Here is a 15,598-nt window from a genome sequence, read left to right on the forward strand (position 1 = left end):
CACACGAAGTCCATAATATCTCTAATTATAAGTATAAACGATTCCAAAGAAAACAAAACAATATATTATATACAAATTATGGCTTTTTATGCAATACGTACAGATACCACGAAAAGCAGATCCGGCCCGCTTAGCTCCCGTAACAAAATGTCCTTCACCGCCAAGGACGTTTTTTGTCTTTTGCGGCGAAGATTATTCTACGGATGGGCGCCGGCTGAGGGAGTTAGGCACCACAAAAAGCGGCCTCAGCCATAAAAAGATCGACATAAAAGACAAAGCAATCGACTTCCTGCCGATTGCCTTGTTACTTACGCCTCTCCATCTCTTCCTTCGTATAAATGACCCGCATCGGATTCCCGCCGACAAATGCACCTGCTGGAACATCCTTATGTACAAGTGTACCTGCTGATACAACAGCGCCGTCACCAATTGTCACACCTGGCAAAATCGTTGTATTCGCTCCGATCATTACCTCATCACCGATGATGACATCACCAAGGCGGTATTCCTTGATTAAATACTCATGCGCCAAAATCGTCGTATTATAGCCGATAATCGTATTGCGCCCGACCGTAATTCTCTCTGGAAACATCGTGTCAGGCATGACCATAAGCGCGAATGATGTTTGCTCACCGATTTTCATATGCAAAAAGGTGCGGTACATCCAATTTTTCACATTAAGAAACGGCGTATACCGTGCTATTTGAATGATAATGAAGGTTTTGACCACCTTCCAAAACGATACCGTTTTATACATCTGCCACAGCGAGTTCGCACCTAATACAGGATACCGCGTCGTCCGCCTCACAACTTTCTCTCCTCTTACAAAATAGTCAACAAGTCACTCATTTTCTCCAGCATATAATCCGGCTTATATGCAGCTAAATAATCGCGTCCTTTAATCGTCCAGGCTACACCTGCAGTTTTGGTGCCGGCATTTTTACCTCCCAAAATGTCGTGATGGTTATCTCCAACCATCAGCGTAGCAGCAGGGTCAGCATCCAAGAGACGAAGTGCCTTTTCGATCGGCTCCGGATGCGGCTTCACATGCTCCACGTCATCGATTGTAACAATTACATCAAAAAATTGATTTAGCTTCGTCAAGTTCAGGCCCATTTCTACCGTTTTACGCGCTTTCGTTGTGACAATACCCAGCTTATACCCCTGCTTCGCAAGCTGTTCTACTGTTTCATAGACAGTCTCATATTCTTGTACAAGCTCGTCATGATGCGCATGATTGAAATCGCGGTACGTCTGAATCATTTCCTCCGTACGCTCCGTGTCCATAGCTGAAAAGGTTTCGCGCAGCGACGGCCCGATAAATGCGAATACATCCTCCCGCTTATACTTATTGGGATAATACAGATCCAGCGTATGTAAAAATGATGCAATAATTAACTCATTCGTATTAATTAGCGTCCCATCTAAATCAAATAGTACAGTATTAATTTTCATAAGCTCATTCCTTTCGTTCGACTCTTCTCCAAATGATTGAAGCCATAATTGTGAGTATAATCGCCACAAGAATTCTAAGTTCTAACATTAGAATAGCCCCAATTACGGCATATAAATTCAAAAAGCTTCCGAGCACAAGCGCCGCATCACCCAGTAAGCCGAGGAGACCTATAAACGGCGCCATAAGCTTGGTGATCCATGATAAAACAGGAGATACTTCAAAATTGTAATAAAGAGCGTAATGGGAAAAATAACTTTCCCAAACGTCCATGTTGCTTTAATCCCAGAGATACTTCCTCTTTTCAGCACTCCCAACAAGCTTTATCCCCCTAAGAAAAGCGGCAGGTTCGCCTTCGCTCCGGCGGAAGAACAACCCGTGCACAAGGCGCTTTTTTTCTTTTGCGGCGAAGGTTATTTGACTGCGAGGAGCTGACCCTGAAGCCGGGCGACATCCACAAAGGAACGCTTTCGTATTTACTCAAAAAGCATAGCGCCCTTTTAAAGAGCGCTATGCTAAATACATCACCTGCAGGCTTACGCCTCTAGGTAGCGTTTATCAGCGTACCCCATTTTCCGACGAATGAAGATGAGTACAATAGCTAAAACAATAAGCGTGATGGACACAACCTGCGCAATGCGAAGGGTTCCAAGCATTAAGCTGTCTGTTCGCAAGCCCTCAATAAAGAAGCGACCGACAGAGTACCAAATTAAATACGTTAAAAACAGTTCACCGCGGCGAAGATTCACTTTTCGCAGCAATAATAAAACAACGACCCCGGCAATATTCCAAAGCGATTCATATAAAAAGGTTGGATGGTAATATGCACCATCAATATACATTTGATTAATAATAAATTCAGGTAAATGCAAGCCTTCTAAAAACTCGCGCGTTACTTCCCCGCCGTGCGCCTCCTGATTCATAAAGTTGCCCCAGCGGCCAATTGCCTGCCCTAACAAAATGCTCGGTGCTGCAATATCAACTAGCTTCCAAAATGACAGGCCTCTCATTTTTGCCAAAACAATACCTGTTATCATTGCACCAATTAAGCCGCCGTGAATCGCCAGACCGCCCTGACGGATATTAATAATTTGACTTGGGTTGGCAGAATAGTAATCCCATTCAAACAGCACATAATACGCACGGGCACACAAAATCGCAATCGGTACCGCAAACAATACAACATCAACAAACGTATCCTTCGGCAAGCCTCGTCTCTCTGATTCCCGAATAGCAAGCCACAGCCCAAGCAGTACGCCTGAGCCGATAATCAGGCCGTACCAATAAATTGGAAAAGGCCCGAGCTGAATGGCAACGCGATCTAAATGAGGAATATTTCCAAGCAGCATCTTCTCCGCTCCTCTCTGTTTCTCGGTTCGTGATTAGTTCTGGGACAAGACGACCCCTAGGTTAATCCTGCTGACCCATCTCGATCGCGCTCATAAGGCGTTCAGAAAACTGCTGCGCTGCATTCACACCCATGCGCTTCAAACGGAAGTTCATCGCAGCCACCTCAATAATAACAGCAAGGTTCCGACCTGGACGAACAGGAAGCGTAATTCTTGTTACTTCCGTATCAATGATTTTCATTTTCTCTTCATCTAGACCGAGACGATCATAGTTCTTCTTTTGATCCCACAGCTCAAGATTGATGACTAACGAAATACGCTTATGATTGCGCACCGCTCCCGCTCCAAACAATGTCATAACGTTAATAATGCCTAGGCCGCGAATTTCAAGCAAATGCTCAATCAATTCAGGCGAGCTGCCAACAAGCGTATCATCATCTTCCTGACGAATTTCCACACTGTCATCGGCAACAAGACGATGTCCGCGCTTCACAAGCTCTAGCGCTGTTTCACTTTTTCCGACGCCGCTTGAGCCCATAATGAGTACGCCGACGCCGTATATATCAACCAATACACCATGAATCGCTGTTGTCGGTGCAAGCTTACTTTCTAGATAGTTCGTAAGACGGCTGGATAACCGTGTTGTTTTCAAAGAAGACTGTAGGATTGGAACATCTGTCTGACGCGAAGCTGCAATCAGCTCCTCCGGCACTTCTTGATTGCGCGTTACAATAATGCACGGCGTTGTCGGTGTACAAAGCGCCTGCATCCGCTCCGCCTTTTGCTCCGGACTAAGCGTATGAAAGAATGTTAGCTCCGTTTTTCCAAGCAGCTGCACACGCTCGGCCGGATAATATGTGAAAAAGCCGGCCATTTCAATCCCCGGTCTCGATAAATCACTCGTTTGAATCGGGCGGTTTACACCCTCTTCCCCGCTGACAAGCTGCAGCTGAAATTGTTCAATTAAATCTCTTGCGCGAACCTTCGGCATATTGCTACCTCCATCTTAAGTATACGTTGTTCATTGTATCATTTTTTTAAGGAAACAAAAAATAAAGATAGTATAATTTGTGAAGTATAAACAAAAAGCCTGTGCGTAATTCCGCACAGGCTCTAAAGAAGCTCAGCTTCCCCGATATACTTGATACCCCCAAGGGGAGAGAAGCAATGGGACATGATAATGAGCTGAAGGATCGGCGATACCAATACGCACCGGTATTACCTGAAGAAAACTCGGCTTTGGCAGCTGGATTTGGCGATTCTGGAAATAATCTCCTGCATAAAACAGCAATTCATATATCCCAACACGCATCTCCTCCGCATCCAGCAACGGGTTCTGCAATCGTCCATCCTCATTTGTCACAACACTTTTTACATACGTTCTTTCCGCAAAGTCTTCTCCTTCTAGAAAAAACAAATCAATTTTCACTCCGGCTGCCGGACAACCGTGCGCCGTATCCAATATATGTGTTGTCAGACCTATCTTCATCAAATCGCCCCTTATTCCGCTGATTGACTCGAAGCAAACTGCTCCTGCCCCGTACATAAGTCTTCCTTCTTCACAGAAAACACTTGAAAGCCGTACGGCGGACGCGGCTCTGTATATACCTTGCCTTCAGAACCTGGAATTTCATCAACCACCTTATCCCACGTATGATTTTGGGATTCAAATCTCACTTCACTTAATTGCGGGAATCTTTCTAGCACACGGCTGCCAATTAAGTAAATTAAGTATTGAATAGACGGCGTTTCTGTTTCATGGAATACAGAAGCAGCAATATCACGCACCTGCTCGGCTGCTACGTATTGCAGCGGATTGTTACCAAAGGCATCCTCTGCATTTTCGTATTTCCATGCAATGTTAAGGTATACAAACAGCGGCCTATTTCCGTCCTCCGGCAGCGTTGTATATTCATCACGGATAAAGCCAGCAAATGAATTTCCACTTACCTTAATGAGCTGTAAATCACGAATGCTGCTTTCCTGCCCCGTCAATTTAAATCCCTTCTCTGTACGCTTCATCTCCACCATAGCCTGCGCATTCTCGCTTCGGGAACGGCTAAACACAAGCTGGCTATCTGTCAGTGCTCCATCACACACTGCCTGCACCGCCTGAAACGGCACTTCATCCCCAATAAGCTGGATCGTTTCTACATGCGGATATTTACGTAGAAAAGACTCGGCTGTATACTGCAAAAAGCCTTCGGCTGTAGAGCCTCCATATGTTCCTAAATGGCGCTGAATAAAATTTTTCATAGAATCTGTCGCGATAACAAGACTGTTATCGCCCTCTGTAAAAGAGGAAAGAAACTGCTCTCCTCCAATTGCTACCTTCACATTTAACCCAAATACGACATTGCTTCGTCCTGCAAAGGCTGACTCCGGAATGCGCTTCACCCCAGTAAGCGGCTTTAAATATGTGCGATACGCAAACACATCTCCTTTTCCATAGTACATCGCTCGTTTGTTTTCAGCTTTCATCAAAAATTCCCCCTTTTGTAATAGGCTGCCGGAGCTAGACACCACGAAAAACAGACACTTTCTAAAATTCCTGCTGCATCTAATGGTCTTCTACTTAGAAATTTATAGATTTCTAACATATAAAATAAAACACTATAATCAGCCCTAAATCTCCTGCACCTTCTCTTCCACCCTGAAATAAGCAATTTTATATATCTCCTGCAATGCTGTCTGAAACTCTCTTTCTAGCGAATGGTGTAATCGTTTTTGCAGCATTTCATAGATTTCCTCCTTTGTCTTACCCTTTACAGCGATAATAAAAGGAAAATCAAATGTACTCATATACTGCTCATTTAAAGAAAGAAAGCTTTCGTATTCTTTTTCTGATAAATCACGCAACCCGGCGCCGCCTTGCTCCGATTTGGACTCGGCACTCATCTCGATTCTCGCCCCCAAATTTGGATGCGCTCGGATGAGCTGCAGCTGCTCTTCCATAGAAGCTTGATCTACCGCCGCTACCATCGCTTCATATAACGCAGCTCGCGAGGCGAATGGACGGGATGATACCACCCGTTCCGCCACCCATGGCGAATGCTCAAAAATCCCGCCGAGCGTTTGTACAAACACGTCTTCCCTTCCTTCATTCAGCTCATGCAAGCTTACCACTCTCACCAACACTCCTTCCCCTGCCATTGTTACACCTGCTTCGCCAGCGCTTGTTCATGCTCTGTCGAAGTGACAAAGCTTCGGCCGCGAAGATTGAAAAATACATTTAAAAGAATAGCCGTTAAGCTACCTGTAATAATGCCGTCACCGACAAGAATGCGCAGCATCTGCGGAAGCTTCGCAAAAAACTCCGGAACCGCTGTTACACCCATTCCTAACGCAATAGCGCAGGCAATAATCAGCAGGTTTTCTTGACGCCCAAAATCTACCGAACTTAGCATTTTAATACCTGAAGAAACAACCATACCAAACATCACAACCATCGCTCCGCCAAGCACAGGTGTCGGTATGATTGTTGCGACAGCAGCGATTTTCGGAATACAGCCAAGCACGACGAGAATACCGCCTGCTGCCACCACTACATTTTTTGTCTTAACGTTTGATAACTGAACGAGACCCATGTACTTTGTTTTCCACGCCTGCAAGAGTGTCGCAATCCCGCAGGTTAAGAGATCAATAGCTACTAAATACGATAGCTCCTCTGTGGACAGCTTTAATGCCCTTCCGACGAGCAGCGGCACTAAAATAGCTCCCGCATACATAGCTAACACATGCTGAAGGCCTAATGACATGATCTTGGCACCACTTGCTTTTTCATTCATATGCAATTCTCCTCCAATCGTATGAGTATCTTCCATTAGTTTAAATAACACTGAATGTTATATTTATTAACATGTTAATCTATTATTCAAGTACTGTCATTAGTTACCTTACACAAAAAGGAAATAAAGGAATGCACATTTTCTACAAATATCTAAATTATCATTATTTTTCCATCAAAAAAGCAGGGCGATTGCTTCAAAAACCAAATCACCCCGCTTTTTTGTAAGATAATCTAACAAAAAGACCTAAGATAGATTTATTATATTTTTGCTCTTTTCTAAACAATTGTTGCTGCAGGAATAAAAGTGCGATACAAGCAAGGGGCTGTTCGCCTCTTGCAATCAACCTCCCATTTCTGACTTCCCGCCTCTTCCCACAGTGCTGTATCATGCTGCTGTGCCAGAGGCAAAAGCCACAATCTATGCGAAAACAGCCTATATCTTTAATACGCAACGCAAGACGTAATCGCAATGTTACTTCCCTATCCTTCAAGGTTTTACCGATTAAGTCCTCACATTTTTCAAGACATGAGAACAACAATCTGTTTAGTCCTTCTTGGAAAGAGGCTCCAATATCACCTTATCAATCAGCATGTTCAAAACCGAAATACATACAGCTGCCGCTACAGCCGTGCCGAAGCCTTTAATATCAAACGATGCCCCGAGCAGGCTGTCCGCAATCTTTAGCGTAATGGCATTGATAATAATAAGGAACAGCCCAAATGTAACAACTGTAATTGGCAGCGTCACTACAATAAGAAGCGGTTTAAGAAATACATTCAAAAGGGCCAATACAATGCTCGCAGCTAATGCCGTCGTAACATTTTCTATATAAAAGGACGACGGCACCAAAATTCTAAAAAGTCCTGCTACAACAATGAGCACAATGCTGTTGCTTATAATTGAGATGATCCATCTCATTCTCTTACACATCCTTTAAAGCTTATGTATGAAAAAGCTCCAAAAGAAAAGCCATTCTTTTGGAGCTTTTGGAACTACTTCATCAACTCGACTTCTTCCACCCGCTGCTTCATCCGGGCCTTATCACGTTCTAAAATGGTTTTTAAATATTTTGCCGTATACGATTTCTCTTCATGTATCACCTGCTCAGGTGTACCAGTCACAATAATTTGTCCGCCCTTGTCACCGCCTTCTGGACCAAGGTCGATGATATAATCTGCAGCTTTAATCACATCCAAATTATGCTCGATTACAAGCACTGTATCCCCATTTTCCACAAGACGCTGCAGCACCTTAAGCAAACGTGCAATATCATCAACATGGAGACCGGTTGTCGGCTCATCTAAAATATATAGTGTACGACCGCTCGAACGACGATGTAATTCTGATGCAAGCTTCACGCGCTGCGCCTCACCGCCCGAGAGCGTTGTGGCTGGCTGGCCTAGCTTCATATAATCGAGGCCAACATCGGCAATCGTCTGCAATTTCCTTCTAATCTTTGGAATATTTTCAAAGAACTCAAGCGCATCCTCAACTGTCATATCTAATACGTCAGCAATGCTTCTATCCTTATATTTTACTTCAAGAGTTTCACGATTATACCGCTTACCGTGACAAACCTCGCACGGTACATATACATCCGGCAAAAAGTGCATTTCAATTTTAATAATGCCATCGCCCCGACAAGCTTCACAGCGCCCGCCTTTGACATTAAAACTGAAGCGTCCCTTTTGATAGCCTCGCACCTTCGCTTCATTTGTTTGCGCAAATACATCACGAATATCATCAAACACCCCTGTATAGGTAGCCGGATTTGAGCGCGGTGTTCTGCCAATCGGCGATTGATCAATATCAATCACCTTATCAAGATGCTCAAGACCCTTTATATCCTTATGATGCCCCGGTTTGCTTTTTGCATTGTGCAGCTTTTGGGCAAGCGTTTTGTATAGTACTTCATTAATCAACGTACTTTTCCCAGAACCGGACACACCTGTTACTGAAATAAATGTACCAAGAGGGAAAGACACCCTCACATTCTTTAAATTGTTTTCCTTCGCGCCGACAATTTCAATTTTGCGGCCATCGCCTTTTCGGCGCTCCAGCGGTACTGGAATAAACCTTTTACCTGCTAAATACTGCCCCGTCAGCGAGTTCTCGTCCTCCATCACTTCACTAGGTGTACCAGCAGAGACAACCTGCCCACCGTGAATACCTGCACCTGGTCCAATATCAATCAAATAATCCGCCGCCATCATTGTATCCTCATCATGCTCTACAACAATGAGCGTATTGCCAAGATCACGCATATTTTGCAATGTTTGAATAAGGCGGTCATTATCTCGCTGGTGTAAACCGATTGATGGTTCATCAAGAATATAGAGTACACCTGTTAAGCGTGAGCCAATTTGTGTCGCTAAACGAATGCGCTGTGCTTCTCCGCCTGATAACGTCCCTGCCGAGCGGTTTAACGTTAAGTAATCCAGTCCAACGTTAATCAAAAAGCTGAGACGTTCTTTAATTTCTCGTAAAATCAACCGTGCAATCGCTTCTTGCTTTTCTGTGAGTGACAGTGTATTAAAAAATTCATAGGCTTCCGTTACAGAAAACTTTGTTGTATCTGCAATCGTATTGCCGCCGATAAAAACAGCTAAGGTTTCCGGCTTCAAACGTGCTCCTTTACATTTCGGACACGGCTGCTGCGCCATGTACTTCTCCATTTGCTCGCGAATATATTCTGAGCTCGTTTCGCGATAACGACGGTCAATGTTCGGAATGACGCCTTCAAAGAAAATTTCACTTTCCTTTAATTGCCCAAAATCGTTTACATAGCGGAAATATACCTTTTCTTCTCCGCTTCCATACAGCACTTTATCAAGCAAAGCTTTTGGAATATCCTTTACCGGCATATCCATATCAATGCCATAATGATTGCATACCGCTTCAAGCAGCTGCGGATAATATTGCGAGCTCGTCGGCTCCCACGGCGCAATGGCATGGTTACGCAGCGTAAGATCCGGATTTGGAATCACCAGCTCATAGTCAACCTCCAGCTTCGCGCCAAGACCGTCACATGATGGACACGCCCCAAACGGGCTGTTGAAGGAAAACATGCGCGGCTCTAACTCCCCAATAGAAAAACCGCAAAGCGGGCAGGCATGATGTTCGCTAAACAGCAGCTCCTCCTCCCCGATAACGTCAATTAACACGCGGCCTTCTCCGAGCTTGAGCGCTGTTTCAAGCGAATCCGCAAGACGGGATGCGATGCCCTCCTTCATCACAATACGGTCTACTACGACCTCGATTGAATGCTTTTTATTTTTATCAAGCTGAATATCATCAGACAGCTCACGCATCTCACCATCAACACGGACGCGAACATAGCCCTGCTTTTTAATATCCTCAAGCACCTTTACATGCGTTCCCTTTCGCCCTGAGACAATGGGCGAGAGCACCTGCAGCTTTGTTCGCTCCGGATATTCTAAAATACGATCGACCATTTGCTGAATCGTTTGTGATGTAATTTCAATACCATGGTTCGGACAAATCGGCGTGCCGATGCGCGCGAACAATAGGCGCAAATAATCATAGATTTCTGTCACCGTTCCAACTGTAGAACGCGGATTGCGGCTCGTTGTTTTTTGGTCAATGGAGATAGCAGGCGACAATCCTTCAATGGCATCGACATCAGGCTTATCCATCTGCCCGAGGAACTGGCGGGCATACGCTGAAAGTGATTCAACATAGCGCCGCTGCCCTTCCGCATAAATCGTATCAAATGCGAGGGAGGATTTTCCTGAACCGGACAGTCCTGTCACAACAACGAGCTCATTTCTCGGGATGGTGACATCAATATTTTTTAAATTATGGGCACGCGCACCCTTTACAATAATTTTATCATTCATCCTTGTCACCCCTCTGCTTTTAATTCCAACAGCAAGTCACGAAGCTCAGCAGCACGTTCAAAATCGAGCGCTTGGGCTGCTTCCTTCATTTCGATTTCGAGTCTTGCGATCATATTGGCGCGCTCTTCCTTGGACATTTTCTTACGGGACGGCTTTCCTGCTTCATATACCGGCGTTTCCTCGGCGGCCTGCGTTGCGCGGATAATATCGCGTACCTCCTTGCGAATAGTCTGCGGCGTAATGCCGTGGCGTTCGTTATACGCCTCCTGAATTTCACGGCGGCGCTGCGTCTCAGCTATTGCTATTTCCATAGATTTCGTGATTTTATCGGCGTACATAATAACGTGGCCATTCTCATTCCGTGCGGCGCGTCCAATTGTCTGAATAAGAGAGCGCTCCGAACGAAGAAAGCCTTCCTTATCAGCATCTAGTATGGCAACAAGCGACACCTCTGGAATATCAAGCCCCTCCCGTAACAGGTTAATACCAACAAGCACATCATATTTCCCTAACCTCAAATCGCGGATAATTTCAATTCGTTCAAGCGTCTTAATTTCCGAATGCAGATAATTGACTTTAATCCCAATATCCTTTAAGTAATCTGTTAAATCCTCGGACATTTTTTTCGTGAGCGTTGTAATTAACACGCGCTCGTTTTTCGCGATACGATCGCGGATCTCACCGATTAAATCATCGATTTGACCTTCGATTGGACGAACATCAATTTTAGGATCAAGCAAGCCGGTTGGGCGGATAATTTGCTCAACAGGCTGCGGCTCATGCTCTAGCTCATACGGTCCTGGTGTTGCTGAAACATAGATCAACTGATGAGTGGCTCTCTCAAACTCATCAAATGTCAACGGGCGATTATCAAGCGCAGACGGCAAACGAAAGCCATGATCCACAAGCACCTGCTTGCGCGCTTGGTCACCATTATACATAGCGCGAACCTGCGGAAGCGTCACGTGCGACTCATCAATGACCATCAAAAAGTCATCCGGAAAATAATGAAGCAGTGTATATGGCGTTGATCCAGGCGGCCTTAGCGTTAGATGCCGCGAATAGTTTTCAATTCCTGAACAAAAGCCCATTTCACGCATCATCTCTAAATCATAACGCGTTCTCTGCTCCAGACGCTGCGCTTCCAATAGCTTTCCTGCCTCACGCAGCTCCTTCAACCGTCCTTCAAGCTCTTTTTCAATATTTTCAATCGCAACTGTTAGCTTTTCTTCCCTCGTAACGAAGTGGGATGCCGGGAAGATCGCAACGTGTTCACGCTCGGCAAGCACTTCGCCCGTTAGCGCATCCACCTCACGGATGCGGTCAATTTCATCACCGAAAAACTCGATGCGAATACAATGCTCATCGCGGGAGGCAGGGAAAATCTCTATTACATCGCCTCGTACACGAAACGTTCCACGCTGAAAGTTCATGTCATTGCGCGCGTACTGCACATCTACAAGCTGACGAAGCAGAGCGTCGCGCCCCTTCTCCATACCAACGCGAAGAGAAACTACAAGCTCCTTATACTCCTCCGGCGAACCTAAGCCGTAAATGCATGACACACTCGCTACAACGATAACGTCCCGGCGCTCAAATAAAGCCGATGTCGCCGAGTGGCGCAGCTTATCAATTTCATCGTTCGTTTGCGCATCCTTTTCAATATACGTATCAGTCTGCGGCACATACGCCTCCGGCTGATAATAATCATAATAGCTAACAAAATACTCAACAGCATTATTCGGAAAAAACTCTTTAAATTCGCTGTACAGCTGCCCGGCAAGCGTCTTATTATGAGCAAGCACGAGCGTAGGCTTGTTCACCTCTTTGATGACGTTAGAGATCGTAAAGGTTTTTCCTGTACCTGTCGCACCGAGCAGCACCTGATGACGTTTTCCTTGTCTAATTCCCTCCGCTAGCTGTTGAATCGCTTTCGGCTGATCGCCTTGCGGAGAGTACGACGAAACAACTTCAAATGGACGTTCCAGCATGTCTAACCTCCAGAAAACAAATTTATCCTTATTGTACCATGAAGAAAGGAAAAAACACCAAGAAAACGAACAGATATTCGATAGAAGTTTTTTAGTTTGAAAGAAAACAATTGCTGTGTCAATAAGCATTTGATTACATAGAGACAACTAGACAATGCCCCAAACCTAACAAGAATGCTTTCTTAAGGCACATGGAAGAATGTGTTCTCCCTAGCAAGCCGTATATAAACTTATGAGAAAACCTAAAAAAGGTGCCTTCTACAGCTTCTTCAAATATAGATAAAACATATCGGACTAATTAGCCCAAAACGAAAGCACGGGTGAAACGATTGTTCACCCGTGCTGGCGGTCCGTTACTCTTCATTTTCTTTTTCGTACTTGACTGACCGAATATCCTGTTCTTCCGCAAACTCTGTTCCGTATGCCAGCCTTGGATTAAAGCCGGCTGATTGTTTATCGACTGTCCGCTCGAGTCCAATACGATCGAGAAGCCGCGCATGAACGAAGAGTTCTATGGCGCCTATAATTACCGCTGACAAAATGCTCCCCCAAGCAATTTGTAAATAGTTGTGCAGCAGAACATTGCCGAAAATCCAAACGCTTAAATATACTAAAAAGAAATCCACCGCAGTAGCAGCCGCATTTCCCCAGTTTGGCAGGACGATTCTGTCACCTAGCATATACGAAGCGACAGTAACGAACAAACTGAACGAAAGAATATCAGCAATGCTCGCGTCAAAGAATAAATCTAAGCCAATCGCAAAAGCAATGATGCAGGATATGAATTTAATGAGCAGTACGGTTATAAGTTTCACGTTTTAAACCTCCCTCTTTTATCTATTTTGAATAAAAAAGAGGGAATTCATACATGCAGGACAAGCATTTTAAATGGCTTCGTTAAAAAATTGATAATTATTTTTCCCTTTTTCCCTTGCTTGATACATTGCAGCATCTGTATATTTGAGCAATCTTCGAATATCTGTTTCATCTTCAGGATATAATGCGATACCAATGCCGGCCGAAAGATTCAATGTGTGTCCCAAATGAATTCTCCATCCCGGATGAGATGTGCAGGACTTGGCACAATAAAATCAGCAGCAATAGACAACTCTTCCTCGGAGCCGACACCGCATAATACACCAATACCGCAGCCCGCACCGCTATTTTTAGCAAGCTGTAAATCCTTCTCCGTATCTCCGACAATGGCTACTTCATGCGGCTGCAATCCAAACTGCCTGCAAAATGCGTACACTACACTAGGGTTCGGCTTTTTCGGATACAACTCAGCCGTGCCAACAAATGTAATATACTCCTTGATACGAAGCGCCTCAATACAGAGCCTTGTGATTTCATTATCATCGGACGTAGCAATGCCAATGACGATCCCCTTTTCCCTCATTTCCGAAAACAGCGTCTGTAAGTCACACGTCGGCTGCACCTTTCGAATATGCTCCTTCGTTTTCAAGGTAGCCTGCTCCACAAGCCATTCATGCATGTCGGGTATATTATAGGGAAGCACAGCTTGAAATGCACGCGCAATATCAAGCGACGTACCGCTTGCAAAATATCCTTTCTCATCAACTTGACCATTACACAGACCGATGGATGCACATAACGCTTCCTTTAGCTTAGTATTCCGTGCTTCTCCTACTCTGTCTAGCAATGCATCAATTACTTCATACTCAATTGCTACCCACAGCATGCCAAAGTTCAACAGTGTACCGTCTTTATCAAATAAAATTCCTTTAATCCCCATCCGCTTAACCCCGCCTTCTTTTCTTATAGCTCCATCATACATGCTTCTTTCATGAATTGCTTCATAAGGAACAAATATGCATTGTATACTCCACAAAAAATGTATCTCTTTTTTCACTCTCTTTTCATTCTTTGTCCGTATAGTAGAGCTTGTAAGGAGCAATGAAATCACATACACAGCATATAGAAACCTAGGAGGAAAAAATTATGAAAAAACGCACATTAGGAATTGTAGCCGCAGGAGCTCTTGCACTTGGAATAGGATTTGCAAACAGCATTCCGGCATTTGCAGCGCAAAGTACTACAACACAAACGACACAAGCAGGTGAACAGGGGCGGCATGGAAAAGAACTAAGCGCAGAAGCTGTTGCGCAAAAGGCGAAGGAATTAGGCATCTCAACAGACGGTAAAGATACACAAACATTGGCTAAAGAAGTGCGCGATGCACAGCTGAAGAAGGAGGCAAAGGAGCTTGGCATTTCCACCGACGGCAAAGATAGCGAAACTTTACAAAAAGAAATTCGCGATACAAAGGTGATGGCTGAAGCAAAAGAGCTTGGCATTTCCACTGACGGCAAGGATAGCGAAACTTTACAAAAAGAAATTCGCGATACGAAAGTGAAAGCCGAAGCGAAGGAGCTTGGCATTTCTACCGACGGCAAGGATAGCGAAACTTTACAAAAAGAGATTCGCGATACGAAGGTGATGGCTGAAGCAAAAGAGCTTGGCATTTCTACCGACGGCAAAGATAGCGAAACTTTACAAAAAGAAATTCGCGATACGAAAGTGAAAGCCGAAGCGAAGGAGCTTGGCATTTCCACTGACGGCAAGGATAGCGAAACTTTACAAAAAGAAATTCGCGATACAAAGGTGAAGGCTGAAGCGAAGGAGCTTGGCATCTCCACTGACGGTAAAGACACACAAATGCTAGCGCAAGAGGTGCGTGAAGCACAGGTGAAGAAGGAAGCAAAAGAGCTTGGCATCTCCACTGACGGTAAAGATACACAAACGCTAGCGCAAGAGGTGCGTGAAGCACAGGTGAAGAAAGAAGCAAAAGAGCTTGGCATCTCCACTGATGATAAAGACACACAAACATTAGCGAAAGAAGTACGAGATGCGAAGGTGCTAAAGGCAGCGAAAGAGCTTGGCATTGAAACAAGCAGCAAAACAACACAGGAGCTCATGAAGGAGATTTCTAATAAGTCCCCTGAAACAGCGGAGACATTATCCCAAGATGGCCATAAGGGTGATGGCTTAGGATTTATCGGCGGCAAAGGAATGGGCCGCGGGCATGGCGGAGGAGGCATGCATTAATTCTCCTTACATTCTTTATAAGCAAAAGGGATTTCAAACGGTCATATACGACTTTTGAAATCCCTTTTGCTTATGTTTATACACA

The 15,598-nt window shown here is 44.7% G+C and carries 14 protein-coding genes and 4 pseudogenes; 1 reads left to right on the forward strand and 17 read right to left on the reverse strand.

All coding sequences use genetic code 11. The features are described from left to right. Positions 1-304: 304 nt before the first annotated feature. From AC6HZ4_RS24800 to AC6HZ4_RS24880, 17 genes and pseudogenes are all read right to left on the reverse strand, one after another. Positions 305-808: an acyltransferase gene (locus tag AC6HZ4_RS24800; RefSeq protein WP_497492530.1), complete on the reverse strand. Its 504-nt coding sequence runs from the start codon at positions 806-808 to the stop codon at positions 305-307. Between the two features lie 14 nt (positions 809-822). Then, positions 823-1,455: a pyrophosphatase PpaX gene (gene ppaX, locus AC6HZ4_RS24805; protein WP_497492531.1), complete on the reverse strand. Its 633-nt coding sequence runs from the start codon at positions 1,453-1,455 to the stop codon at positions 823-825. A gap of 4 nt (positions 1,456-1,459) precedes the next feature. Continuing rightward, positions 1,460-1,726 carry a hypothetical protein gene (locus tag AC6HZ4_RS24810; protein ID WP_497492532.1) on the reverse strand — a complete coding sequence of 89 codons (267 nt, stop codon included), beginning with the start codon at positions 1,724-1,726 and terminating at the stop codon, positions 1,460-1,462. A gap of 263 nt (positions 1,727-1,989) precedes the next feature. Continuing rightward, positions 1,990-2,802, reverse strand: a complete 813-nt coding sequence (gene lgt / locus AC6HZ4_RS24815; protein WP_497492533.1) for a prolipoprotein diacylglyceryl transferase — start codon at positions 2,800-2,802, stop codon at positions 1,990-1,992. A 61-nt stretch (positions 2,803-2,863) separates the two neighbouring features. After that, a complete protein-coding gene (gene hprK / locus AC6HZ4_RS24820; RefSeq protein ID WP_497492534.1) occupies positions 2,864-3,793 on the reverse strand; it encodes an HPr(Ser) kinase/phosphatase in 930 nt (309 codons plus the stop codon). 132 nt (positions 3,794-3,925) lie between these two features. Next, positions 3,926-4,291 carry a hydroxyisourate hydrolase gene (uraH, locus tag AC6HZ4_RS24825; RefSeq protein WP_497492535.1) on the reverse strand — a complete coding sequence of 122 codons (366 nt, stop codon included), beginning with the start codon at positions 4,289-4,291 and terminating at the stop codon, positions 3,926-3,928. A gap of 11 nt (positions 4,292-4,302) precedes the next feature. Continuing rightward, positions 4,303-5,307, reverse strand: a pseudogene (gene pucL / locus AC6HZ4_RS24830) (factor-independent urate hydroxylase); the annotation flags it as partial. A 120-nt stretch (positions 5,308-5,427) separates the two neighbouring features. Further along, the gene (gene uraD / locus AC6HZ4_RS24835) at positions 5,428-5,955 is read right to left on the reverse strand and encodes a 2-oxo-4-hydroxy-4-carboxy-5-ureidoimidazoline decarboxylase (protein WP_497492536.1); all 528 of its coding nucleotides are present in this window, start codon (positions 5,953-5,955) and stop codon (positions 5,428-5,430) included. A 2-nt stretch (positions 5,956-5,957) separates the two neighbouring features. Then, positions 5,958-6,389, reverse strand: a pseudogene (locus AC6HZ4_RS24840) (solute carrier family 23 protein); the annotation flags it as partial. A gap of 18 nt (positions 6,390-6,407) precedes the next feature. After that, a pseudogene (locus AC6HZ4_RS24845) lies at positions 6,408-6,626 on the reverse strand (solute carrier family 23 protein); the annotation flags it as partial. A gap of 406 nt (positions 6,627-7,032) precedes the next feature. After that, a pseudogene (locus AC6HZ4_RS24850) lies at positions 7,033-7,116 on the reverse strand (hypothetical protein); the annotation flags it as partial. 20 nt (positions 7,117-7,136) lie between these two features. Beyond that, positions 7,137-7,511, reverse strand: coding sequence for a phage holin family protein (locus AC6HZ4_RS24855; protein WP_497492537.1), 375 nt, complete (start codon positions 7,509-7,511; stop codon positions 7,137-7,139). 74 nt (positions 7,512-7,585) lie between these two features. Next, positions 7,586-10,453, reverse strand: coding sequence for an excinuclease ABC subunit UvrA (uvrA, locus tag AC6HZ4_RS24860; RefSeq protein WP_497492538.1), 2,868 nt, complete (start codon positions 10,451-10,453; stop codon positions 7,586-7,588). A gap of 5 nt (positions 10,454-10,458) precedes the next feature. Then, on the reverse strand, positions 10,459-12,441 hold the full coding sequence (gene uvrB / locus AC6HZ4_RS24865; protein WP_497495835.1) for an excinuclease ABC subunit UvrB: 1,983 nt from the start codon (positions 12,439-12,441) through the stop codon (positions 10,459-10,461). A gap of 356 nt (positions 12,442-12,797) precedes the next feature. Next, a complete protein-coding gene (locus tag AC6HZ4_RS24870) occupies positions 12,798-13,259 on the reverse strand; it encodes a YndM family protein (protein ID WP_497492539.1) in 462 nt (153 codons plus the stop codon). 69 nt (positions 13,260-13,328) lie between these two features. Next, on the reverse strand, positions 13,329-13,487 hold the full coding sequence (locus AC6HZ4_RS24875; RefSeq protein ID WP_497492540.1) for a diguanylate cyclase domain-containing protein: 159 nt from the start codon (positions 13,485-13,487) through the stop codon (positions 13,329-13,331). Then, entirely contained in the window at positions 13,472-14,296 is an 825-nt protein-coding gene (locus AC6HZ4_RS24880) for an HAD family hydrolase (RefSeq protein ID WP_497492541.1), read from the reverse strand. The genes AC6HZ4_RS24875 and AC6HZ4_RS24880 overlap by 16 nt, the downstream gene beginning before the upstream one ends. 110 nt (positions 14,297-14,406) lie before the next feature. Here AC6HZ4_RS24880 and AC6HZ4_RS24885 point away from each other — a divergent pair, with 110 nt between their 5' ends. Then, positions 14,407-15,513, forward strand: coding sequence for a hypothetical protein (locus AC6HZ4_RS24885; protein WP_497492542.1), 1,107 nt, complete (start codon positions 14,407-14,409; stop codon positions 15,511-15,513). Positions 15,514-15,598: the final 85 nt, after the last annotated feature.

The sequence above is a fragment of the Ectobacillus sp. OTK genome (assembly GCF_059698935.1).

Coding starts and splice junctions, on each gene's coding strand:
- uraD (WP_497492536.1), bottom strand. CDS start 5,955: ATGGCAGGGGAAGGAGTGTTGGTGAGAGTGGTAAGCTTGCATGAGCTG.
- AC6HZ4_RS24810 (WP_497492532.1), bottom strand. CDS start 1,726: ATGGACGTTTGGGAAAGTTATTTTTCCCATTACGCTCTTTATTACAAT.
- hprK (WP_497492534.1), bottom strand. CDS start 3,793: ATGCCGAAGGTTCGCGCAAGAGATTTAATTGAACAATTTCAGCTGCAG.
- uvrA (WP_497492538.1), bottom strand. CDS start 10,453: ATGAATGATAAAATTATTGTAAAGGGTGCGCGTGCCCATAATTTAAAA.
- AC6HZ4_RS24855 (WP_497492537.1), bottom strand. CDS start 7,511: ATGAGATGGATCATCTCAATTATAAGCAACAGCATTGTGCTCATTGTT.
- uraH (WP_497492535.1), bottom strand. CDS start 4,291: ATGAAGATAGGTCTGACAACACATATATTGGATACGGCGCACGGTTGT.
- AC6HZ4_RS24885 (WP_497492542.1), top strand. CDS start 14,407: ATGAAAAAACGCACATTAGGAATTGTAGCCGCAGGAGCTCTTGCACTT.
- ppaX (WP_497492531.1), bottom strand. CDS start 1,455: ATGAAAATTAATACTGTACTATTTGATTTAGATGGGACGCTAATTAAT.
- lgt (WP_497492533.1), bottom strand. CDS start 2,802: ATGCTGCTTGGAAATATTCCTCATTTAGATCGCGTTGCCATTCAGCTC.